20 protein-coding genes are annotated in these 23,642 nt (G+C 47.5%); 1 reads left to right on the forward strand and 19 read right to left on the reverse strand.

From position 1 onward, the window contains the following. Position 1: 1 nt before the first annotated feature. The 17 genes from KB559_RS25205 to KB559_RS16550 all read right to left on the reverse strand — a co-directional run bounded on the left by KB559_RS25205 (position 2) and on the right by KB559_RS16550 (position 20,349). On the reverse strand, positions 2 to 583 hold the full coding sequence (locus KB559_RS25205) for a hypothetical protein (protein WP_247681893.1): 582 nt from the start codon (positions 581 to 583) through the stop codon (positions 2 to 4). Between the two features lie 8 nt (positions 584 to 591). After that, complete coding sequence (locus KB559_RS16475) at positions 592 to 1,275, reverse strand: pre-toxin TG domain-containing protein (RefSeq protein WP_211023038.1); 684 nt, start codon at positions 1,273 to 1,275, stop codon at positions 592 to 594. 77 nt (positions 1,276 to 1,352) lie between these two features. After that, entirely contained in the window at positions 1,353 to 4,370 is a 3,018-nt protein-coding gene (locus KB559_RS16480) for a DUF5704 domain-containing protein (RefSeq protein WP_247681894.1), read from the reverse strand. A gap of 323 nt (positions 4,371 to 4,693) precedes the next feature. Then, the gene (locus KB559_RS16485) at positions 4,694 to 5,854 is read right to left on the reverse strand and encodes a copper amine oxidase N-terminal domain-containing protein (RefSeq protein ID WP_211023040.1); all 1,161 of its coding nucleotides are present in this window, start codon (positions 5,852 to 5,854) and stop codon (positions 4,694 to 4,696) included. Between the two features lie 109 nt (positions 5,855 to 5,963). Beyond that, the gene (locus KB559_RS16490) at positions 5,964 to 6,947 is read right to left on the reverse strand and encodes a hypothetical protein (protein WP_211023041.1); all 984 of its coding nucleotides are present in this window, start codon (positions 6,945 to 6,947) and stop codon (positions 5,964 to 5,966) included. Further along, positions 6,934 to 7,497 (reverse strand): hypothetical protein, encoded by a 564-nt coding sequence (locus tag KB559_RS16495; RefSeq protein WP_348772931.1) that lies wholly within the window; start codon positions 7,495 to 7,497, stop codon positions 6,934 to 6,936. The genes KB559_RS16490 and KB559_RS16495 overlap by 14 nt, the downstream gene beginning before the upstream one ends. Continuing rightward, positions 7,494 to 7,880: a hypothetical protein gene (locus tag KB559_RS16500; RefSeq protein WP_211023042.1), complete on the reverse strand. Its 387-nt coding sequence runs from the start codon at positions 7,878 to 7,880 to the stop codon at positions 7,494 to 7,496. Before KB559_RS16500 ends, KB559_RS16495 begins: the two co-directional genes overlap by 4 nt. A 62-nt stretch (positions 7,881 to 7,942) precedes the next feature. Next, positions 7,943 to 8,428 (reverse strand): ABC transporter permease, encoded by a 486-nt coding sequence (locus tag KB559_RS16505; protein WP_211023043.1) that lies wholly within the window; start codon positions 8,426 to 8,428, stop codon positions 7,943 to 7,945. Between the two features lie 17 nt (positions 8,429 to 8,445). Next, a complete protein-coding gene (locus KB559_RS16510; protein ID WP_211023044.1) occupies positions 8,446 to 10,512 on the reverse strand; it encodes a hypothetical protein in 2,067 nt (688 codons plus the stop codon). Continuing rightward, the gene (locus KB559_RS16515) at positions 10,505 to 12,424 is read right to left on the reverse strand and encodes a P-loop NTPase family protein (RefSeq protein ID WP_211023045.1); all 1,920 of its coding nucleotides are present in this window, start codon (positions 12,422 to 12,424) and stop codon (positions 10,505 to 10,507) included. Before KB559_RS16515 ends, KB559_RS16510 begins: the two co-directional genes overlap by 8 nt. After that, positions 12,425 to 13,264 (reverse strand): hypothetical protein, encoded by an 840-nt coding sequence (locus KB559_RS16520; protein WP_211023046.1) that lies wholly within the window; start codon positions 13,262 to 13,264, stop codon positions 12,425 to 12,427. It lies immediately after the preceding gene. 1 nt (position 13,265) lies between these two features. Then, positions 13,266 to 13,949 carry a hypothetical protein gene (locus tag KB559_RS16525; protein ID WP_211023047.1) on the reverse strand — a complete coding sequence of 228 codons (684 nt, stop codon included), beginning with the start codon at positions 13,947 to 13,949 and terminating at the stop codon, positions 13,266 to 13,268. An 11-nt stretch (positions 13,950 to 13,960) separates the two neighbouring features. After that, a complete protein-coding gene (locus KB559_RS16530) occupies positions 13,961 to 14,989 on the reverse strand; it encodes an SAF domain-containing protein (RefSeq protein WP_211023048.1) in 1,029 nt (342 codons plus the stop codon). 306 nt (positions 14,990 to 15,295) lie between these two features. Beyond that, positions 15,296 to 16,546 carry a hypothetical protein gene (locus tag KB559_RS16535; RefSeq protein WP_211023049.1) on the reverse strand — a complete coding sequence of 417 codons (1,251 nt, stop codon included), beginning with the start codon at positions 16,544 to 16,546 and terminating at the stop codon, positions 15,296 to 15,298. 2 nt (positions 16,547 to 16,548) lie between these two features. Then, the gene (locus tag KB559_RS16540; protein WP_211023050.1) at positions 16,549 to 17,628 is read right to left on the reverse strand and encodes a nucleotidyl cyclase domain-containing protein; all 1,080 of its coding nucleotides are present in this window, start codon (positions 17,626 to 17,628) and stop codon (positions 16,549 to 16,551) included. Positions 17,629 to 18,142: 514 nt separating this feature from the next. Then, entirely contained in the window at positions 18,143 to 18,667 is a 525-nt protein-coding gene (locus KB559_RS16545; protein WP_211023051.1) for a hypothetical protein, read from the reverse strand. Between the two features lie 389 nt (positions 18,668 to 19,056). After that, positions 19,057 to 20,349 carry an NCS2 family permease gene (locus KB559_RS16550; protein WP_211023052.1) on the reverse strand — a complete coding sequence of 431 codons (1,293 nt, stop codon included), beginning with the start codon at positions 20,347 to 20,349 and terminating at the stop codon, positions 19,057 to 19,059. Positions 20,350 to 20,577: 228 nt separating this feature from the next. On the opposite strand from KB559_RS16550, the gene KB559_RS16555 reads away from it, so the two are divergent. Beyond that, complete coding sequence (locus tag KB559_RS16555; protein ID WP_211023053.1) at positions 20,578 to 21,327, forward strand: SDR family NAD(P)-dependent oxidoreductase; 750 nt, start codon at positions 20,578 to 20,580, stop codon at positions 21,325 to 21,327. Between the two features lie 176 nt (positions 21,328 to 21,503). On the opposite strand, the gene KB559_RS16560 is transcribed toward KB559_RS16555, so the two are convergent. Then, complete coding sequence (locus KB559_RS16560; RefSeq protein ID WP_211023054.1) at positions 21,504 to 22,481, reverse strand: aldo/keto reductase; 978 nt, start codon at positions 22,479 to 22,481, stop codon at positions 21,504 to 21,506. 98 nt (positions 22,482 to 22,579) lie between these two features. Next, positions 22,580 to 23,623, reverse strand: coding sequence for a YeiH family protein (locus KB559_RS16565; RefSeq protein ID WP_247681895.1), 1,044 nt, complete (start codon positions 23,621 to 23,623; stop codon positions 22,580 to 22,582). Positions 23,624 to 23,642 lie beyond the last annotated feature (19 nt).

Genomic DNA, 23,642 nt, shown 5'->3' on the forward strand with positions numbered 1-23,642 from the left:
TCTATTCAAATAATCTTATTGCTTTCTCTAAATCATCTATTAAAGCATCAAGTATATCTAAATCATTAAGACTAAGTTTTTCAGATTTTGCTAGTGCATTTAACTGTTTTACCCGATCCTTTGCTTTTTGTAGGTGCGTTGAAGACCCCTCGTAAAACTCCTTTGTTAATATAGAAGCAGTTCCGCCATCTCCAACTGTTGCACCTGGTCTATAAAGTTCACTTACTATTTTTCTTAAATCTTTATTTTGAACAGCAGATAACAATTTTTCTCTAGTAGAACCAGTAAATTCAGGCATTTTGTCTAAAAGATTAGTAACTCCATCTACACCATTACCCGTCCCCTCACCCTTAATCAGCTGCACCAAGTCACTGGCACTCGAGCCTAAGTTGCCTGCTCCTTTTGTTGCTGTACTTACGCCGTGGGCAGCCAATGCGGCGGAGGCTATCATCCCCGGAACTCCAGCTATAGCCCCAACTCCGGTTGCATCAAGAACTACAGATCCAGCCTCCCCACCTAGCCCCGTTAGTGTCTCTAAAGCTCCAAATACAGTGGAGACGGTGTGTCCGGTCACTTCTCCCACCTGCGCCGCTATAGGATGATCATACGCCCTTTCCCGATCCGGCCCATGGTTATATCTTCTTGAATAGCGCCTTTTGCCCCTTGGATAAAATCCCAGCCTATACCCAAGCCCTCTTGGATGTTCTCTTTCGTATTCTCCCATACTGCCGGAATGCCCGCGATCACTTCCCCGGCCTGCCTGGTAACATAGCGGATTCCCCCGGCTAATTCATCCGCCACTCCCAAGAGTTTGGCCCCTTCATTAATTCCTTTGCCTAGCCGGCCTAACGATTGCAAGGCTCGTTCCCAAGGCTCCAATTTCTCCCCAGTCTCCAGCACTCTCCCCGTTACCGCCTCAACGATCCCCTTTATATTCCTAATCACAGGCATAAAGTCCAGAGCCTTGCCTAGATTCTTTATCCATTTCCAACCACTTGAGGTTTCAATGTGCTGACCGGAAGCATCATCCTTCGTGAACTGTTCCCCTTTTTGAAGGGCGAATTGGGACCACTGCTTCAGCTCCTTCTCTAACTCTCCCAGACGTTGATCTATGTACCGATAGGAACCATCCACATCCCCACGAGCCCGGCTCTGCATGGTTAAATTACTCATCGATCTCCGCAAGCTGCTCCGGATTTGATCAATGCTATGAACGGCGGAAGTCATCGTCTGACTGGTCTGCTTCAGACTGTTTACATCCAGTTCTATTTTCAAAGAGCCATCCCCCATTCTCTTATAGAACAAGAGGCCTCAATCTTCTTGAGACCTCCTTGTTCCGAACGAATATACCCTTAATGCGGTACTTGAGAGCTAAAGTCATCCCGGCTGGATTTATCCGCATGATAGAACACGACATCCCCGTACTCCAGCTTGAATAGGTTACCGTAAGAATCCCGGATCAGAGGTTGATATCCTTCCATCTCCCACTGATTCTGTTTCCACTTATTCATCAAGGGCGCATCAATGTACTGGAGATGAGGATCACTCAGTTTCCCGTCCCGGATTGTCTCCACATTGAAGTTGACGATAATATACCCGTCCTTCTTAAATATCGGAGATTTGTCATCCAGTCCCCCATGCGTCCGGCCGTATTCCGCAATGTTAGTCCCTGCCTCCACGACATAGGGATTAGCCGGTAAGCTGTACTCCCCATACCATTTTTGAATCGCGGCATTGGCACGTAACTCATCCACGGATAATGGCAAATTGGTCTTCGGTCCGATGAAGGTCCGCACTTGTTCGGGGAGTAACAGCAGACTGTAACTTCCCACCGGCGTTTTCTGTTTGGTCAGCTTCTCCAAGTACTGCTTCTCAAACTGCCATTTGGTCAGGCTCCCCGAGGTACCGTACCGCTCAAACTTGTAGTTGGCCGTATCCTCCAGTTCCTCGGTTGTCACATTTCTCAGCCGGTCATTCAGGATCACATAACGTTTCACCTGGTCTTCCGTAGAGCCAATCCTGACGAATTGCCTTGTGTTTGTCTTATAATACAAATCTACCGGGAATCGCTGTTTACCGTCCTTACTGACAAAATAAAAACTCGGGGTAATCCGGATCCCATCCTGTTTGCCAAACATATTGCCTTTGGTTTTGAAATCGAATTTGAAATGGTAGCCCGTTTTAATCGCTACATTCTTATAGCCTTTCAACGGGTGGCTGCCAGGATGAATAGGCAGGGTATAGATAGCTTTGTTGCCCCGCGGATCGCCGTCAATTTCCTGTTGTCCGATCCAATAGGAAATTCCTCTTAATTCTTTGCTTCCTTTTGCTGTACGGAAGACGGATTCCCAGTTATAGTCGGCAATATCCGTGACTTCAAAATCGTAGACCCGCCCGATCACTTCCACGGATACCTCGTCGGTAGCCATGTGATGAATCAAATTCAGGTTGGCATCCGGTTCGCCTTGATTCGTGTAATCGTACGGAGCATTTTCAGCTATATTCCTGAAATACACTTGATAATCGCCTTCATCCACCCATACCGGTAAAAAAAAGTTTGTATCTAGTTGATCCACCGGGATATCAATCCAGGTGTACTTCGGTATGAACTGGCTTCTGTCCTCGTTATACACATCAAAAGGGAACAATACCTGCTTTGCCCTGTAGTATTTGGCATAGTCCCGATCGCCGTATCCCGGGTACCATCCTTCGTTCAGATGTTGTCCGTTCGTAGGGATCCTAACCGTGAACGGACGCTCCAAAATTAAGGCTGACCTTTGCAGATTAGGAACGGTCTTCTGATTATGCGCCTGATCGTCCGAAACCGAAGAGTAATTGACGACAGGGGTATGAACCGTGACCGTATTGATTCCGTTGATATCAAATTCCAGGTCAGATCCTCCGTTTACGTTCTCCGGCAACAGATTATAGTAAATGGTTCCATAGCTCTCCGTATCGGCTTTATTCAGCAGCATGCTGCTGATCCACTGGCCGCCTTCGTAAAGCACGTAATCGTCAATACGCTCAGGGTAAGGAATTTCAGTGGGCTCCGGCCCATCGTTGACGACTTTGGAGTCGTCCATAATCGTTTCTCCATTAAAAATCAGCAAATCATTTTGCACTTCAGGATCCTCAGTTTGCGATTCGGCAATTGCCTTCAGTGCCTCCGTATCATCAGGCGCATCCGCTTCCGTAGGCTCCTGATTACCCCCGTCAATCTCGGTCGGGGTGAAACTGATCGTACCTGTTTCCTTTGGAAAAACATGATCCTCTACGGATTCACTATTGATTAGCTCCACCGAGGGTGGAGCATATCCATTCGGGTACAGCGTAACTTGTCCACCGGGCAAGGCATAGTTCTCCATTCTGGCCTGATCAATCTGGAAGACCTCCAGTTGATTGATTTGCCAGTAAGAATACTCTCGGGGATCCAGTTCAAACTCGTAAGTGATATCCAGTGTACCCGTTCTCGGAATCGGATCCTGCTGAACCGGATTCCCGTCCGGTCCTGGGATTGGCTCTTGCTCTTCCTCCCACTTCGTTGGATAAGTCACATCGACGGAGCACTTGTAAATAACCTCTCCTTCCATGTTTCCGAACGTATGCTGAAAAAGATAGTTCAATCCCCAAGCTTGGGCATACAGGTTTTCCGAAGTAGGAATCGCTCTTATGGCATCAAAATGCAAACCGCCGTTGGCTCCATCGTCCGCCAATATGTCTCCCGTTGCATTCGGGTCCATGACGGACGCTTCAGGTGCGGCAACTTGCTGCGGTGGTCCGATGGTAAAAGTGCATTCCCCTTCGCCGTCTGGGGGTTCCGAATCAGGTGGTTTAATCCTATACTGGGCTACCATGTTAACTCCCCCGACAAACACGTTAAAATTCCGCTGCACAACCTTTGGATCGCCCGCATCCTTTTTCTGGATATAGAATCGATCGCCTGGCCTTAGAACAGGAGACAGCCATGAAGTATAGATCTCGTACTCATTTTGTCCGACTGTTATTTTTTCAGGAAATGATTTTGTAATTTCATGTCCTGCTTTATATTTTCCTATCAACTTCTCCTCAAATACCGATCCATTAGACAATTTTAGGATCATGTTGACGGGGTATTCCCTTCCCTTAAAGGTCATCTCTACATCAAAATATTGCCTAAAGTCCGACTTATTTGCCCAAGACTCCGCATTCATTATGCCTTGCAAGGTATGGAACGGTCCCTTTCTTGGGGTCGGATTATCTCTTGGCCCGGTCACGGATCGCATGATAGCACTTGCGTAGATTTTTTGACCCTGTGAAAGTGCCTGCTCAAGCCTGGCTTTACCGATCGCATCTTCAACTTCATCCGCAGTCCATCTAAAAGTAGTGATCATATACTCACCTGTTGGATCCTCAACATTAGAAATTACATGACCCTTCCCGTCATCCTGCAATTTGAAATACTTATTGACTCCCAATTTTGTTGGATCGCATTGAGCAGTATAATCATACTTATCATCTGAAGTGCATGTATCTTTCAGATGTATATACCACCCAATAGTTTGGAAGCGGATGTTGGTAGTTGCCTTTGTGGATTTGGCAGTAAAGAAAAAGTTACCATCATCATCAAAGTCTGTATCCGGAGCGGCATACCCAATTTGAAAGGAAAACAAACTTAGTAAGATACTTGCTACTAGTATGGCACTTATTTTTCTCATCACTGTTTTACTTCATAAAGCTTGCAATTTTCGAATATGCTAGAAAAACTATTTGTTTTTAACGTATCATTAAAGGCATTGACATAATTCGTGGATATTTTTATATCGGCATAACCCTCATACCAAACACCCTTTTTCAGTTTCAAATGCTTTACAGACCACATATTATCGATAAAAACATCTTCGACATCATTAAACTTCGTATAGTTAATTATTTTAAACCTGACCTTTGCGCGAATATATCTCGCCCCTCCAGTATTAAAAATCATGGTTGGTTCAGGATCTACTGATCCCACAAGCTGAACCTTATTTCCTTTCAGTTTTTGTGCATACTCTTCCAGGTCCTGAACTCGGACGGAGATGGCTTGATTCTCATATTGAAATAAATTGGTCGCAAATGTTTTGGGATTCAGCGTTTTATAATCTACGTTAAGCCGCAATGCATATGCATCCTTTACACGAGTTACTAAGCCAAAGGTCTGCTCACTTGTCCACTTCACCCGTTGATCTAGTTCCGCTGCTGTATCTGCACCAGGTTCGTAGTGCATATACGGAGAAACCTTCATCTCATACATCTCGTTCGGAATATCCTCCAGAATATAGGGATAGTCCTTATAATTCTTCGGCAAGTTTGTAGTGCGGATTTTACGGCCAAAGTCGTCGACCGGGCCCAGATCGATGCCTGGAGTGAGAATATTAACAATCCCTTTATCCTCATCAATCTTAACTTCAGCAGACAATTGGTCCTTTACCAGATTCAACGGAATCATAGTATTTCCATCTCTTTGGGTTACCCGGCTATCCAGGATTACCGAAGAACCATTCATCATCGCCGTAGAGGAACCTACCGTAAGCACGATGTTATTTCCGTTTTGCTTGATTGTTAACGTTTTAGACTTAGCATCCCAATTTGATTGGATGCCTAACTTCCCGGAAATCATCCGGAACGGAATCATGGTTACCCCGTTATCAGAGTAGGGATAACCGCCAGTTAAAGGGTATTTGATTCCATCCATATGTACTTGAACCGGGACTTCTTCTGCCTTAACATTGCCAGCGAATACTACGAGCATCAGGAGAAAGGCTAAAGCCATTCCTAAGCTCTTAATCCATCTCGCTTGTGCTTTCTTTATTGTTCTATCAGAAAAATTACTTTGCATTATTATTCCCCTCTCTATCTTTCCATACGTTAAAACGATGTACGGAGAGTATACTTAGTGAGCTTCAATACACTACAAATAATGCCAACCCCACCCCCCTGACCCTCACCTATTCATTCACGCATTCCTTAGGGAAATAGCCGGCAGCGGCAGCGTCCTTGGCATTGTCGAAATTCTCTTCAGGGTCGTAAGGAAAGCTACACCTTGCTTTGTAGTAATATTTAATGCCTGTCTGCGGGTCTATAGCGCCAATGATATTTGTCTTCTTAACAAGACGTCCCCCGCCAAATGCGTAATTATTGTACGTCTGATGCCCGACGGGCATCCCTTGTATGAAAGCCATGATCCCAATGTCGCTGATCGTATTCGTCCATTCCTCTTGGGAAATCTCGGGGAGCTTAAACGTATAGCTAATCCCGTAACGCGTGGCATATTCGTTATAGGCATTAATGAAATAAGCAAAATCCTCTTGCATGCTTCTCACAATCGTACTGCGCCGGACCGTATCAAAGTTTGCGGTATCATTTAATAGCGGAATTGAAGTTTCCCCTGCAAGATCCTCCCGATACCCTTGAATCCACTCTCTTTGGTCAGCGTCATAAGCATATACATAGCTATCCAGGGTGAAGTTGATCGTATTGCCGCGGCTGTCGGAATAGGCGTATGGCTTCTTGGGTCGCCACATTGGTCTTGCTATCGTCTGTCCGGTCGTATCGGTATATTCGGTCATCGTATATAGATAGTAACCATCATAATCTGTGATCCCGATGACAGGGATATAGGAAGCAAGTGTACCTTGACCAATAGGATCGTTCTCCACGCCAAAATTTAAATATAAGGTTCGGAAAAAGGTATCCAACGCCAGTTCCTTATTCACTTTAAAGAACTTGTCCGACTCGTATGCCGCTTCATATTCCTGAAGTTCATTCATGTTCAGAACCTTGCCCGCATCCTGAATGGCCGTTCGCAATGCAGCCGAATACTGGACTTCCAACTGAAGCACCGTCTCCTGGTCTCTCGTACGCATATCCAAAACCAGCATAAACGGCAAGAATATGCAAACGAATAGAATGGCCAGATTAGTAATCTTCATTAATTACCATTCCTCCATACGGCATGTAGATCTTGGTGTTATCCCCCGTATTGCCGCTCAGGAAAAAATCCTGCAGAATCGTTGCCATAGTCCGGTTGATATTCTTAACCTTCACGGTAAAAAAATCGCCCTCAGCCATCACGTATCTCCGCTTTGGATCATCGATCGCCAGTGTGTTGTCGGGAAACAGCCTTTTCATAATTTCGTCTGTGTAATGACCGTCAAAGTAAGTCGTAAAGCTGTTCTTAAAGCCGGTGGGGTCCGCCGGATCTACATATTCTGGCATGTACTTCTTATGCAAATGCTCCATTGTAATATCATATTGATTACCGGTCGCCCCTAATTTCCGGGTCAGATCCGAATACATCGTCGGGGTAATATAGCCTTTGGTCCGGGATGCATCCACAAATTCGGTAACCGCCGATTGAGCTACGATTTGAGACAGATTATCCTGACGTTGCGCCTGCTGGTACAGCGGATATCCAAACATCAGAATCAATGCAATAAATACGCCCAGTATTTTTGATAATGATAATTCCAGTCCACTCACCCTCTAGAAAAAACAATAGTCTGAAGCGCTCCACTTGAATCGTAAATATAGTCGACCTGATAGGTTTGCCGCAGCGAGATCATAGAGGTATCCATCTTCTCAACCTCGGTATTTCGGGAAAAGTAGGTTCCGCTCACGCTAATATCCGCACCCAGCTCATGAATATGATAGAGGCTCATCAGCACCTCGGCCCCCGTGTAAGTCTCCTCGCCCTTATCCTTCAAATCCGTAAACAGCCGCCGCTCCTCTAACTCAGTTGATCTATGGGCAGCTTGAATCGCTTTGTCCTGAAGATTTATTCCGCCGATGGCAAACATACAAGCCGTAATGAACAGAAATACCTCCACGATCCAAAAAATAGACTTTTCAACGGTATCGCTCATCAAATCCCACCTGTGCAGAAGGGGATCCCTTTTATGAGAGAAAAGGGATCCCGGATTAGGGTTTATTGCTGCGTAAATACAATGCCACGTATCATATTGTTCGAGTCCCTAACAATATATGAATCGAATTTCCCACTTGGATTGATATATTCATCGGCAGATTCATTTAATGCATCCTCGATGGCGATATTTTTATTATCATCACTTCCTATAGAATCAATAAGGCCACCTTTCACAGAAAAAGTGGTGCCATAGATTTTAGACGTATTTTTAGCATTTTGCTTTCCAGTTGTTACTTGAATTCCAAATTGTTTTAAATTCATATACTGTCTTACTGCATTAAGCACCTGGCTTCCAGACAACGTCGTATTGTTGTATGTATTAAACTCCGTATCCGAAAGCTGGGTCGTGATCGAAGCCATCTTCGTCTGCCCCTGCTTGGCGGCGTCCTGGGATGAAATCGTAATAATAACAACAATCGTGATCAGCATGATGGTGAGGAATATCCCCGCCGCAACTCGTATACCAACGCCAGTATTCTCTTCCATACTTATCAATCTCCTTATTAAATAGTTTGTATTTTTGAAGATAGATCACTTAATTGACCAAACGACATGTACAGGAACGGAAAGACCAGATACAGGGCAATTAACAGCGCCCCTGGAGTCCAACCGATCATTTTACCCCATGACGTCTTCTTGCGGATCAGCCGCTCCAGCCGTTCCTTCTTCTGCTCCGCATAATATTCCTGCTCCATTTCCAAATCGTCGAACGCATCATGAATGGAAATCTTCTCGACCGCTTGCAGCAGCCTTCGCACAATTCGTTCAAAGGATTCAAACGGGGCTTCCTGCTGTAATGTCTTGAGCGCTTCTTCGGCGCCGCTGTCAAAGGTCAGCAGTGCACGCTGGATCGCAGGTTTAAAGATGATCCCGTAGCGCTCCATCCATTCCAGCACGGATTCTACGGAGATGCGTTCAAATTCGGACAGAATCGAGATCAGGACATGGAACTGGTCCACCTCGTTCTGCATTTCCAATGCACGCATCCTTCGCTGGAATTGAAGTATCCACAAGGGCAGATAATAACCCGCTGCGCCAACGGCTATAGCGATCAGCAATTCCCACCACTTGAGATATTCGTTATTGATGACCTGTATCTTGTCCATAATCCGATTTACGGTATTATTCAGGGTAACGTCTTCCAAGGCCCCATTTTGCTGGACCTCAGCTACAACCCGTTCCCTTGAAAGATCCCGTACATCCTTTAGCTCCTTGATCATGGAGTTATCCGCTTTCGTTAACTCCCGGGCCTCCTGAATCTCATTTTCATTCATGTAGCCCAATATGTTCATGTCTACCTTTGTCGGATCGGTAAAGATATGATGTACGGCGTTCCAATGCAGGAATAATGAAATCAGAATAACCGCTGCAAACCCGGCAACACTGACCAGGACCCGATGCAGAAAGAACCATTCCATCGTCAGCGGAGAGTTAGCCTCCTTCAAGAGAAGATCCAGCCGGTAATGCTGGCGGGTGTGCTTGGCAGGCACCAGACGATCCACAACCCATTGAAGAGGCGGCCATGAATAGACCTTCTTCTCCCATTGCTTCCGCTTACCTTTGGTAACATACTTAGCCTCATCATTCTCAGCTAACTTACGGATGAGGACGTAGCTAATAATGGCTATCGCAAATATGGATAATTGAATAATGAATCCAATCCGTCCTTCATAAAAGTCCTTCGTAATCGGAAAGTAATTCTCACCCCACCGTTTGAGGGGAAAAGAAAGAAGGATAGGCGCAAGTGCGATCATCGTCAGTCCGCCGAGCTTGTAACGCAATCGCTGCCGCCTCAACAAGTCGTATCTGATTTCCTGAACCAGCTTGTTGATCGCGTTCAAGTACATCGAGCCCTTTTGCAAAGTTCGGTCTCCATATTCCTGAACCAGATGCGAAATTCCCGAGAATACCTTCAAATATCGATTGGGAGCTACCGCATAATAAGCTTCCAACCCTTTGGTCGGATCATTCGAGGTTAGAATCTCGTGGATCTTCTCCACCTGCAGCTTAACTTCGTGAGCAGATGCCTGAGCAGCCTGATAAATCGATTCATCTACCATCCGATGTTCCTGATAATAATGGCGGTTATCCTCCAGAAATTGCGAAAACTGCTTTAACTGCTTATCCTCGATCCGGTTGACGAACAGATCCAGAAACATCTCGTTGACGACCACAGCAACCAGCACGCCGAAAAACACCGCTATCCAACTCCTGCTGAAAATGCCCAGCAAAACAATGACAAGCAAAAGCAAGCACAAGGAGAGAAAGGTAATTCGCATCGTTTCTTTGCGAAGTGTGTACTCATCATACGTATTGATCGCTGACAGCCTCTTGCGAATGCGCTTAATCTGATTGGCGAAAATAGGAACTTTCTGCAATTTGACATATGACTTTTGATAAAATCTAAGCAGCTGAGGGTGGGTTGCACGCCTATTCAGTGCTCCGGAATTCCAGACGCTTCCGAAATTCTTCTTGCGCCTTCTTTCCTTTAGAATCGTATAGATCAAGAATAAGCCCGAGCTGAGAATGGCTATTCCGCTGATTAGAAGGATCCAGAACCATTTATTCATGGCCATCCCCCCAATGCTGATCCAGAAATTGTTGAAAAAGAATCCGGTCTTCCGCGTTCATATTAAACATCATGTTCTCGATCTTGTCGCTGGAGATCGGGGATGTCGCCACATATTCTCCATCCCGATATTCGATGATATTACGGGCGACCCATACTCTCCCATTTGTTCGCCTGTAGACCTCTCTTTGTAGTTCCACCAGAGTGTCCAGCTTACTCTCCAGAGTATCCCCAGGATGCGAAGACCCGCCTCCTTCAAGCAGTTCCAAATCATAAGTAACAGGCATGATCTCGGTAATTCTCTCGACATAACGTCTTCCGTCGTTTTCCTTACGCAGATGGATATCCCACTTAACGGCATTCACCACCTGCTCCTCAGCAATTCTTTCATTCTGGAAAACGCCCGTCTTCAACAATGAATTTCTAAGCGACCAAATCAACTCTCTAGCAGATGTTGCATGGTGCGTAAATACTGTGAACAAACTGGCGACCTGAGACATCTGAATCATCCATGCAGCCACGGGATCGGTAGCGACCTCTCCCAGAATATTGACGGAACCGTCGGTCTTCTTCTGTAAGTCCAAACCGGCTTGTCCGGAGATACTATCCGTCTCCCTAAAGGAAAGCGTATTGCGTTCCGGGTAAAGTCTTCTCAAATGAAGCTCGAACGTCATCTCTTGGATCCGAAGCGTTAGTGTCGCGTATATGTACTTTACGGCAGCCATCACCAAACTGGTCTTCCCCGAGCCCTGCGGTCCGGTAAATGCGGTAACCTGTGCCCCCTTCATTAGAAACTTGATCATCTCTCTTGGAAGTTCAGCATTTTGCGCTTTCCGGGAGGAGATCAAGCTCTCGAGATTCATGTTGGGAAGGTCAAACTTCCGAACAAAGAAGGCCCAACTTTCCGCAAAAGGCGGACGAACGACAACCACGCGCGAGCCGTCCTTCATTTCATTTACTTTATAGCCGTTCGTTTCAGTTAATTGTCCCGGATTATCATACTTGTAAATATTCTGGCATACCCGTTTCAATTCGCTGTCCGAGCCAAAGCTCAGAAATGACAAATGAATGGACTTTCCTCGAAAGAATATCCAAACGCTTTGATAGCCGGGATGCTTGGATTGCTTCATTCCTTGCAGAAGCTCCATCTCATCCTCAATGACCTGCATACTGGTCGGAATACCGGAAACCCCGCCGGACACGCCGTCAATCGACATATCCCGAATATCATCAATAACTCCGAAGCCTTTGTAATACTGGTAAATCCGCTGAACCACAATATTAAGCTTATCTTCGTAGTCCATGGTGCTCTTGTATTCCCTTTTGAAGATCCTGTCGATTTCCTCTCCCGTAATAATGTAGGAATCCACGGTTCGGTCTTCGATAACCTTCTTCGGTACATCCAGTTCATACTTATCGATCCACTTGGTGAGCCCCTGAAATCCGTATTGCTTCTTGTATAAATGGAGCATGATATCAAATTTATCCTGATGCGTCAGTTTATCGATATCATCAAAGGGAATAACCCGGTTAATATTGTCTCCATTAAACCCGTAATTACGGTCAAGCAGGTCGTAAATGTACTGTTTTAGGTATACCTTCTCCTGGATGTCGCCGGAGGTCGCGTTCTTCATCGCACTTCTCAATTCGGAAACAATGGCCTGTCTTCGGTGATATTCTTCTCCCGTAAGCCCCATATCCAGAAGATTACTATTTACGTATTCATTGATCGTCCGTTTGACATAATCCAGAATACGGTCAAATTTAAAATAGTCTTGATCGATATTCTTCTTTGCCTTTGAGCCATGCTCGGCGGACGAGGGCTTTTGATTGAATTTCACGATCAGGAAAACGATCAGCATAATTAATATAAGTACGATAATCGTGAAGTTTAGAATAAAGGAAAGCCTCATCTATAAGGCCCTTCTTTCGTTCTGGTTGTCCGATATATAAACATCGGTTCGTTCCAGGATACGCCCGGCAATTTGACGGATTTCCTTCATAAAGACATTGTTCTCATGTTGCTTGTTCAAATTCTTGCTTCGCGAGAAGAACCCTCGGATATCGCCATCATTCAAGTGATCCCTGAAATCCGTATTGTAAGACAGCGGGAGAATCTCTCCTTTGTACTTATACTTGGCGGCAATATTTCTTAATTTATATTTGGAGCTATGATCATACTGCCCGATCACTAATAGATGAGGGATATGATGCAGGGCCTCCGGCCAGTATTTCTTCGACGGATCAAAGTATTTGTCTAACACATTCACATCCTGATTCAGACAAACCACAATCAGGTCGGAATTCTGCAGCAACGTGTTTGTTACCGATTGATCGGTTCCGCTTTGGCCGTCCAGAAGAATGACTTCGTAATATTCTTCGGCCTTGTCGAAGATGATCTCCATAACCTGATTGTCGCAATGCTGCTTGCCCGGCTTCTCGGAGGTCTGGAGTAAGTCCAGACGCCCGCGTTCAATAGGGAGTGTATGGTTCCTGACCGTGTCCTTCTCCAGTTTGTTGCTACGGGCGGCCCGCTCCAAAGCATCGATTCCCCGGGCGGATACCTCGGCAAACTGCTTGTTATACCGGGAAATCGCCCTGCCGAAGAATTTTTCTAAGGTAGTATCCCAGCACTGCGGCTGCGAGACTAATGTATGATTCTCATATTCAGATCCGATGAAGGCCGCGGTAGCTGCCGTTAAGCTTGTCACGCCCAAACCGTGCTGCATTCCCCAAAATGTCACTCTTCCCATCCTATTTACTCCTTTCTGCCTTTTTCCATAATGCGTTGATCTGGCCCGAATCCAGCTCCAAAATCGATTCTACGACGCTCTTGATCACATTCTTATACTCCGAAGAGAGCTTCTTGAGCTGTAGAGTATTGGAGAATTGATTATGGATTTTGCGGCTGATATTCCCTTCTTCCAGCAAATAAATCAGCGACTCCTCCCAATAGATCGGCAGATGATCATAGAGCTGAACCAGATAGTCTTCAGTAAAAGTACCGTTGGACTCGCATATCACCTTCGTCATCGGTAACGGGCGTCGTTCTTCTGGAAGGGACTGAACCAACGATTCAAGCAAAAGCCGGTTTCCCTGCATCACCGGATTCTCATAGGTAGTGACGAGGTAGAAGGTATCGGAAGCAACCACTTCACCTATCCTCGCCGGATCATCGGCATCAATGATGACGTAATCATATGAAGATAAATCGACCCGACCCTCCAATTCGGCAACTTTGTCCAATGATTCGGTAACATCGAAGTTGTCATACTGTTGGACGTTCTGATCGATATCTAATTTCGGATAGGCATAGCGGTACCGGCCAGAATCGGTCATATCCGCCAGCAACACTGTATGGTCCATACCAAGCAGCTTGCATACATAAAACAGAAAGTCTGTCTTGTCGTAATCTCCTATAAAAACTACCTGCTTCACTGTTCTCAACCTCACTTCTTGATGGGGACTGACTCATTATTGTCATTGAAAATTTGTTCACTGCTTCTTTGTGAAGTAGACTGGTTCATTCCTGAATTCTCGCCTTCCAAGCCTCCTGATCCGCTGTCCATCAGAGAATTCTGCTGAGTACCTTCTCCCTCTTCACCAGTTTCGATATTATACTCATAGGCCTTGGCATCGGTGGCGCTCTTACCGTTGATATAGCTCTGAACATCCTCCGGTTCCATCGATTTCAGATCCTGCTCGAGTTTGTCCCGGACTCTGCGTTCCATCTCAAACTGAGCTTTCTCCACGATATTGGGATCGGATGCTATCAGATCCTGAACCAATGGATTTGGAGGATAAGTAATGAACGCTTTCTCTTGCATGTACGGGTCAACATAGCTCAGGGCATAAATAGAAGCGTCGTTAATATAGGCATCGACAATGGCGCTGGACATCGTCAGAATCTCTTGCTCGTTCATTTCGTACCATACCGTACCGGTAAGAAGGTCTTCTACCTTCTTCTTGGACAAGACAATGTAGTCCTGACCTGTCGGAAACTTAATGCGAACATCGACAAATTCATCCTTCTTCAGCTTCAGCGGCAATTCGATCATTCTGAACTCCTGCATGCGCAGGTCATCGGGCGTAACGCCTTCTTCAAAGAGCATGGAGCCCGTTACAACGGCCTTCTCCTGAAGATCGATCTTGACATACTTGCCGACAATCGACGGCTTATCCACCACATCCGCCGGCACCGAACTAACCGGAACACGAATGGTTTGCAAGTCGGTTTCCAGCAGCCGTTCCCCGGCCAGTACACTTCGATTCACGACCGTCACGTCCACCCGTTCCTCATTGAGTTGCTTCTCAGCCGCCTCCAGCTTCAGTTCGATCTCGGACGTGTGCTTCTCGTATTTGCTATGTATATGATTGAAAACAAGATAACCGATAACTAAACAAATTAGTAAAACAACGGAGCCGCCGATAAGTGAGGCAATCAGCAACCTTTTTTGTCGAAATCGAATCCTAGACATTCTTCTGCTCCTTCCACATGTTCGGGTATGCTATTTTGGGGCTGATTATGTGTATAATCATGTCAACTTCATACAGCCTACCTCCATACGCGCTCCTGCCTCCTTCATGAAATACCTCCAATATACCTAGCAACAACCTAAATACAGGAAAATTATATCATAAGGGATTTGCAAAATTTGTCGATTATTGTATATTATTATGACTTCGAAGAAAAATTTAGGAGATTCGGACCGTGACATTAGGCCGATATAACAAAAAACACCAAATTCCGCATGAATCCGAAATTTGGTGTACGATTTAGAAGCTTATAATTTTATAAGAAGCACAATAACTAATAGAACGATGATCAGGATACATACCCCAATCACGCTATAGAGTATGTTTTTCGTGGACGCCTTCTTCTTCTCACCCATATATTTCTTAAGAAGGTTATTCATAAGAGCATCGCTGTCCGATTGGTTCTTATACGGATCCGGGTGAGGCGGGATACGATAGATCAAATTACCCGGCAGTTCTTTGCGGATATCCTTGATCCCCAACTTCTCGATAAAGGGAATGCAATAAAGCCAGTTGGACTGATCCATATGCTTATATCTCTCCCGAAACCGGATTAGTTGAGGCTGCCTCCATTCGCTGCCTGCTCCCAAAACAAGCTGTACACCCGCCCTGAAAAATTCCTGTCCCCAATCATTCTCGTCTACGGACCCGATATCAAGAATTAAATAATCATACCCAAGCGCAATCAATCCGCTCATGTCCTCGGAACTACTGCTCTTAAAATAATCAACGCCATTAATGCTAAAGCGGGTGGTTTGACTTTCGAAGTCTTTAATTCCTTCATAAGCGTGCTCAATCCGGGTGAAATCACGGGAATGATTAGCTTCTTTTAGCGCAACCCTGTATCCCTTGCTGCTTAAATAGTTGGCTATCATGAGACTGAAATGCGTGGCGCCCATTTTGGATTCCACTCCAATTACAGCAACTGTAATCGTTCCTATAATCCGATCCTTCAGAATGACACGTTCTTGGACCGGCAGGTCAGGTAGTTCCATTTCCATGATGTCTTCCCCGTATAACGGACGCGACTTCAGATTCGACGTATATCGATAAATGCGTTCCTTAACTCTCTCCAGATTAAATTCCGGGTCCTCCGCCGATAAGGGTGCCTGCGGTTGACCATTGGCCGGCTGAAGCTTAGACAAAGCGCGGACTATAGGCTTAGGGGACGTCCCGGGAGCGGTCGTAATTACCGTGATTCCCATATCCGCCAATTGATGAATGACCCCGTCATCATCCTGCCGATCCAGAGCAATTACAATGATCGGAACCTGGCTCCGATACGATTTATACTGCCGGATTCCTTCCATAAATGCCTTGGACTCCACGCAATCTAAATCCGTAATAAACGTCGAAATATTGATTCTTGCGGCCGCCTGGCAATGTTCCCAGTATTGTTCGGGAGTAAATCTCCCTACCTTCTCAAAACTGATATCTGAATTTCCGATGGCTTCGAGGACATAAGGTGCCGATTTGTTAGATATAATGATCGCGTTCATTGCTACACCCCGCCGTCCGTCAAAATTCTGCTTTGTTCCAATCCGTACACCTTATTCATTCCGTTCAATCTGGAACGTTCCGCCGACTTCTTCGCTTCCTCGATCACCCGTTCCAGATCAGCCTCGTCTCCAATCAGCATGATCCCGGTAAAGACACCCCCCGGCAGTTCCGTTTCAAGTCTCATCCGAATCCGTTCTGCCAAGTCCCCAATTTCAACATCAGGTTTAGTGATCAGAACCGTAATTCCTCCTTGATGATAGCGTCCGGAAAAGCCGTATTCCGAGGTATATTTTCTGATCACCGTTCCCACATTCTTGATTAGATTATCTTCAGAGGTCTGAGCTACCTCCTCCAGAGCGATATCAATGTAGATCAACCCCCGGGCCTGTTTACGGTTCAGCGAAAATTGGGCCTGCTGCATGAAATGCTTGCGCGTAAACAACCCTGAAATTTCGTCCCTTGTTGAAGTATAAGTGGCCGCCTGCATAATCCCGACAATCCGCTCAAAGAGCAGTGTAAACATTACGAGTAAAGACAGGATTAAGAATAAGTTACCGAACAAGAGCAACCGGTGGACTTTCGTAATCCCCCAAATAAACAGGCATAACACATAGACCGCAAATAAACCGATCGTAAGGGAATTCCTCATTCTCATGGCACTATCCTCGAATAGCTTAAACACGCAGTAAAAACCCAATCCCGAGACAATTAGAAGAAGTAAGAGAGAGGTCATCTCCAGTGGGAGAAATAGGGATGCCGCTGCAGTTAGCACACTTAAAAAGGTAGCCCCTAGATGAAAATACAGCTTGTCATCCCGCTTCGTATGAAATAATCGAAAACTATTTATTTGCTGCATCACGAAACCGCAGGTAAATAAAGATACAAAAAACAAATAAATCGCATTCGGTCTATGAGAAAAAATAGCCATGCCCATAGAGGATATCGCCGCCAGTAATGCGGCACCCGTGAAATTCAGATATAGCCGATTCTTCCACCTAAAATACATTAATCCGGTCATCAAAAATAAGACAAGGCTCATTCCAATAGCCAAGCCATCCTGTAAGGCCTGAAAATGATCCATTGAGGTATTCATCTCCTTGTGTCTTTAGTCATGGGGAGATTATACCACCTAATTAATGAGAAATTTGTCGAATTATGATTGTTGCTGTTTGATTATGAAAAATCAGGTCTAGAGATAACTCGATTGCTAGCGCTATCAATTATATGAATTCGCACTAGAGGATGCCGAATGAATAAAATACCGGTTTCGGCCTTCCCGCTTCGCTTCATACATCGCCTCGTCCGCCTCCCAATAGCCCGATTCGGCAAGCCGGTCAGTTCATCGAGGTAGGTTAGATATTCTACCTGCTCCTCCAGTCTCTTCCGCTCGGTATTGTCGATAGTGACACCTTCCAGCCTCAGGTAATGACTCGCCTATATAAATTCGGGTTTTTACAGACTTTGGTAGCACGTATAATTTCTCATGAAAAATCCCCTTCCGATCAACAAGGAAGACCATCCTGACAGATGTCTTCATATTCTTGTCTACTAGAAAGGGGACTCTATACTTATGCATTTGCTCAATATATACTTGCTTAAGGCACGTATTGCTGGACGATGCTTGTTACCTGCCCGTTTTCTATCGTCAAATGATACGGAAACTCTCTTACATCGAGAACCCCGGTGTTCTGGAATAGGCTGAACAGCTTCTCCAAGCTTACTTGTTCATTCCACGAAATATCGATATCCTCGGGATTTCCTGTATGATCATAGATTTGCATCAAGACCTGGGCATTCGCAGCGACCGGATAGCGCTCCAGTCGGTCGTCCTCATTTACGATATAATAGCCGTCCGGCGGACCGTCGATGCCGGCATCCGGTTCCATTTTGGCGAACACGTCCTCGGCTTCCTTCCCGGTGTACCATTCTATAGTATCAACCGTGAGCACACCGCCGTCCGGCCGAAGTTCCAACCGATCGATATAGACAGTTAAATTTTGTAATTCCCGGACAACATCCGGCGACTTATCCGACTTGGCGGCTCCAGAGCTGGACGTAGTTAGCGAAGACATTACGACGACAAGGAATATGGGGAGCAAAACCGTCATTAATTTTCTCATTGCTTAGTTCCCGCCTTTCCGGTCTTCGGCATGATCGCGAATGCACTTTCGCTTAACTCCGGGATTATGCCTTTTAGAGGTTGTTCAAAAAGTCATCTTTCCATGACGATGCAGACCATGAAGAGGGCTCGACGTCGAATCTTGAATTCAGCCGGGCCTTCCGTTGCTCACGTACCCCATGTACGCTCCGCTACTCAGTCCCTAACTTCATCCAACCTTCTTGGTCCTGAAAACCTGACTTATTGAATTCGTACTTTAAGTATAAATAACCATTTCCCAAACAATGAAACATAGCGTGTTGCTTCTATATTCATTATATGACCCGCCAAAGGGAAAAGGATCACAATGAGGTTAAATCTGGTGACAAAATTTTATTCATTGTATCCGTTTTAATGCGCCGGGAAGAATGCCAGCTGAATAATAAAGATCACCCCGAATACATAAAGCAGGGGATGAACTTCACGTCCTTTTCCGCTAACCAGCTTCATCACAGGATAGGTGATAAACCCGACGGCGATACCGGTCGCGATGCTTGCCGTCAGCGGCATCATCAGCAAAATGGCAAAGGCCGGAAAAGCCTCGTCAAACGATTTCCATTGAATACGGGCCAATCCTTCCATCATAAAGCAGCCGACGATGATGAGTGCCGGAGCGGTGATGGCCGGGAGGGAGGAAATCGCCCCCATCAGCGGCGACACAAACATCGACAGCAGGAACAGAACCGCCACGACCAGCGAGGTCAGGCCCGTCCGCCCGCCGGCAGCGACGCCGGTAGTCGATTCGATGAACGCGGTCGTCGGGCTCGTGCCGAACATGGAGCCGACCGTCGTTGCCGTTGCATCCGCCAGCAACGCCGATTTGGCACGCGGGAACTCCCCGTTCTGCATGGTGCCGGTTTGTTCCGCCACGCCGATCAAAGTGCCGGTCGTATCGAACAGCGTCACGAGCAAGAAGGCGAATACGGTGGAGTATAAGCCTTGAGTGAAGACACCGGCAATGTCCATGTCGAAGAAGACCGGCGTCGGAGGCGCCGAAACGAGGCCGCTGTCAAAATGGAGCTGACCCGTAAAATAGCCGATCAACGCGGTCAGCGCCATACCGATAAACAGGGCGCCCGGTATCCGGCGTGCCATGAGCACGAGCGTAACGAAGACGCCGAAAATCGTCAGCAGCGTTACCGAACGGTGCAGATCGCCAAAGGTGACGAGGTTGTCCGGGCTGGCGACGACGATGCCGGACATTTTCAGGCCGAGAAAGGCGATGAATAGCCCGATGCCGGCAGTGATGCCGAACTTCAGCGAGTCGGGAATCGCGCGGATCAGCGCCTCTCTGAGCCGGGTGAGGCTTAAGAGCAGGAACAGGACCCCGGCAATAAATACGGTGCCGAGCACGATTTGGTAAGTCAAGCCGGTAGATGCGACCACGCTGGTGAAATAAGCGTTGAGCCCCATCCCCGGAGCAATGGCGATCGGATGATTTGCGAACAGCGCCATGAACAGCGTGCCGACGACGGCAGCGATGACCGTCGCCATGAACACCTGGTCGAACGGGATCCCGGCGGCATGCAGAACGGCGGGATTGACGACCAGAATATACGCCATGGCCAGAAAGGTGGTCAGCCCTGCCAGCAGTTCGGTTTTCACATTGGTGCCATGCTGTTTTAATTTGAAAAATTTATTCATGTGGCTCTCCCTTCTTAGGTAAACATTTCATGTTGTTCAGCCCTTTAGTATTCTCCATCTATCCCCTATCGTCGTCAAGCGATTCGTGATTAATTCCACAAGACCTTCGATTTTAACAATTATTTATAAAAAAATAACTCCCTCCCCATGAAAATCAATGATATATTGGTCCTTATGAAATATTAACCAGTTTCATTTTCTATTTAGAGTCAAAGGAGACCGATTACTATGATCAGCAATGAAGCAAAACCTAAGGTCGCCTTGATTACCGGCGCCAGCCGGGGAATCGGCAAAGCGATCGCACTTGAGCTCGCCAAAGCTGGGCACCACCTGTTCATCAACTATTACGGTGATGATAAGGAAGCCGCCGACGTTCAGCGGCAAGCGGAAGCCCACGGCATACGGGCCGAAATCTACAACGCCGATGTCAGTGATCCTGTTCAGGTGCAATCCATGTTCGCCGCGCTGGACAGCGCGTTCGGCCGGATCGATATCCTCGTCAACAATGCGGGAATCGCCCAAACCTCCAGCCTGACGGAGATGACGAACGAACAATGGGACCGGATGATCAAAATTCATCTTTACGGCGCCTTTTATACTTCGCGCGAAGCGGCCCGCCGGATGCTGGAACAGAAGTCCGGCAAGATCATCAACGTCACCTCGGACCTTGCCAGCCAAGGCGCAGCCGATCTGTCGCACTATGCTGCGGCCAAGGGCGGAGTGACCGCCTTCACTAAGTCGCTCGCTCGGGAGCTTGCCCCTTATGTGCTCGTGAATGCTGTCGCTCCGGGCGGCACGTTCACCGATGTTCGTTCCTCTCTGGAGGAAAGCGACAAGAACGATGCCCGCTATTTGCTCGGACGGCTCGCATTCCCGCAGGAGATCGCCAAATCGGTGCTGTTCCTCGCCTCGGACGATGCGAACATCTATACCGGCCAGGTGCTCGGCGCCAACGGCGGCAGCGTTATGAACGGATAACAGGCTAACTGTTACCTCCTCGAATATACGTGATAAAACGAACAAATCCCGATAAGCATTCGCCTTTCCGGCGGAGCCTATCGGGATTTGTTCTATTGTTGCAGCATAAATTTATGTCGGCTGTTACGGCTCCCATATTACGGTGGGTAGCCCTTAACTGCTTATCTAAATTGAGATTACCAGGCGTATGCCTTTGGCGCCTCTCCGCCCGGTCCCGGGAAAATCTCATCCAGCGCCTTCAAAGTATCCTCGCTCAGCTCCAGTTCAACGACGCGCAGCGTATCCTCAAACTGCTGGAGCGTACGCGGCCCGATGATCGGCGCGGTTACCGCCGGATGGGCCAGCGTCCAGGCCAGAGCCACGTTCGCCTCCGACTCGCCGAGTTCCTTGCAGAGAGCAGTGAAACGCTCCAATTGCGGGCGCAGCTTCTCCTGGCGCTCGCCCTGCTTTGCCGTCCGCGAGCCCGGCTGCGGATTCCAGTTGCCGCCGAGCAAGCCTCCGTCGAGCGGGCTCCATGGAATGACGCCGATGCCAAGCTCCTCGGCGGCCGGGAGAACCTCCAGCTCCGGCAGGCGGCAGAGCAGGCTGTATTTGTGCTGCTCGGAGACAAGCCCCAGCAGACGGTGATCTTTCGCTTCGTATTGCGCTTTGACCAGATCGCGGCCGGCAAAGTTGCTGGAGCCGACATAACCGATCTTGCCTTGCTTTAACGGTATATCAAAAGCGTTCCAAAGCTCGCTCCAGGATACGCTCCGGTCTACGTGATGCATCTGATACAGTTCAATATGGTCAGTTTGAAGCCGGCGCAATGAGTCTTCGAGATGCCGGCGGATCTTATAGGCGGACAGCCCTGCGCCGCCGTTCGGGTCCTCATTCGGGTCACCCATTCCCCCATAAACCTTTGTCGCAAGCACTACCTTTTCTCTTCTTCCGCCGCCTTGGGCAAACCAGCGTCCGATAATTTCCTCGGTCCAGCCCCGGTGCGGCGTTCCGCCATACACATTGGCGGTGTCAAAAAAATTCACTCCTGCATCCACGGCCGCGTCCATGATTTTGAACGCTTCCTTTTCCTCGGTACTCGGTCCGAAATTCATCGTTCCTAAACATAGACGGCTTACTTTCAAACCGCTTCTTCCTAAATTCGCGTACTTCATCGTTACAACCTCCTCGAAATATGATGGCTGGCATAACAGAAGCAGACTACTTCTCCATTATATACCTGAGGGAGGCTTGAACAAAAATAACGGTATGTTTACGCGAATCCGAAGAGATGGACAGTCACGAGCCCGAGCCCGGACAGCACCAGCGAACCGAGCAGAGCGGCCCAGAAAGGCCGGATGCCTAATTTGCGAAATGCCGAGAAATCGACGCCCAGCCCCAAACCGGCCATTGCCATGGCGATCAGGAGATAGGCCGCAGTTACGATCATGCTTGCCGCCTGCGGAGGAACGATTCCCCAAGTATTTATGCCGCTCATCAGAAGAAAGCCGAATATAAACCAGGGGATGGTGCCGACAATTCCACTTCGCGCGGTTTCCCCTTGGTCCTCTTGGCGCGAACGCCGAGGGGTTTTGCGCTGCATCCAGGCTCCCACTAAAAGAGCCACTGGAACCAGCATCGCTACACGGGTGAGCTTCACCACGACCGCCAGGTCGACAGCCGATTCCCCGCCGGGTGCGGCCGCTGCGATAACGTGCGCAATTTCATGGAGCGTCCCGCCCGAGAAAACCCCGTATCCTTCCGGGGTAAGCCCCAGGATCGGATAGAGCAAAATATAGGCCAGCGTAAACATCGTTCCAAGGATGGCTACGATCGCGGCACTGATTGCCGTCTCTTCGTCTCCCGCATCCACTTGCGGGGCGATGGCCACAACGGCGGCCGCCCCACAGATTGCGGTGCCGCAGGCCGTCAGCACACCTAACTTGCGGTCAACTTTGAGCCATTTTGCAAGCCCGTATACGACGAGCAGCGTTACAGTTATATGAAGTAATGCAATGACGAACACACCGGGTCCGGCCCGGACGATATCTCCTAAGTTCAGCCGCATGCCGAGAAGAATGATTCCGAAGCGGAGACATTTTTTGCTCGAAAATGAAACGCCTCCCGCAGCCTTGACCGGAACGCCAAACACGGCCCGCCAAACCATGCCCAGGATAATCGCAATTACAAGCTGGCCCATAATATTTAAAAACGGAATTAGCGACAAGCATTTAGCTGCCGCCGCAAGCAGCAAGGTCAAGCCAAGTCCCTGCACAAAACCTGATTTTTGACTCCGTTTATACGGTCGTGCTTTCATTGATGTCTGTACCGTTTGT

Origin of the sequence: Paenibacillus sp. Marseille-P2973, assembly GCF_018101095.1 — a bacterium.
In the GTDB taxonomy this organism is placed as follows: domain Bacteria; phylum Bacillota; class Bacilli; order Paenibacillales; family Paenibacillaceae; genus Fontibacillus; species Fontibacillus vini.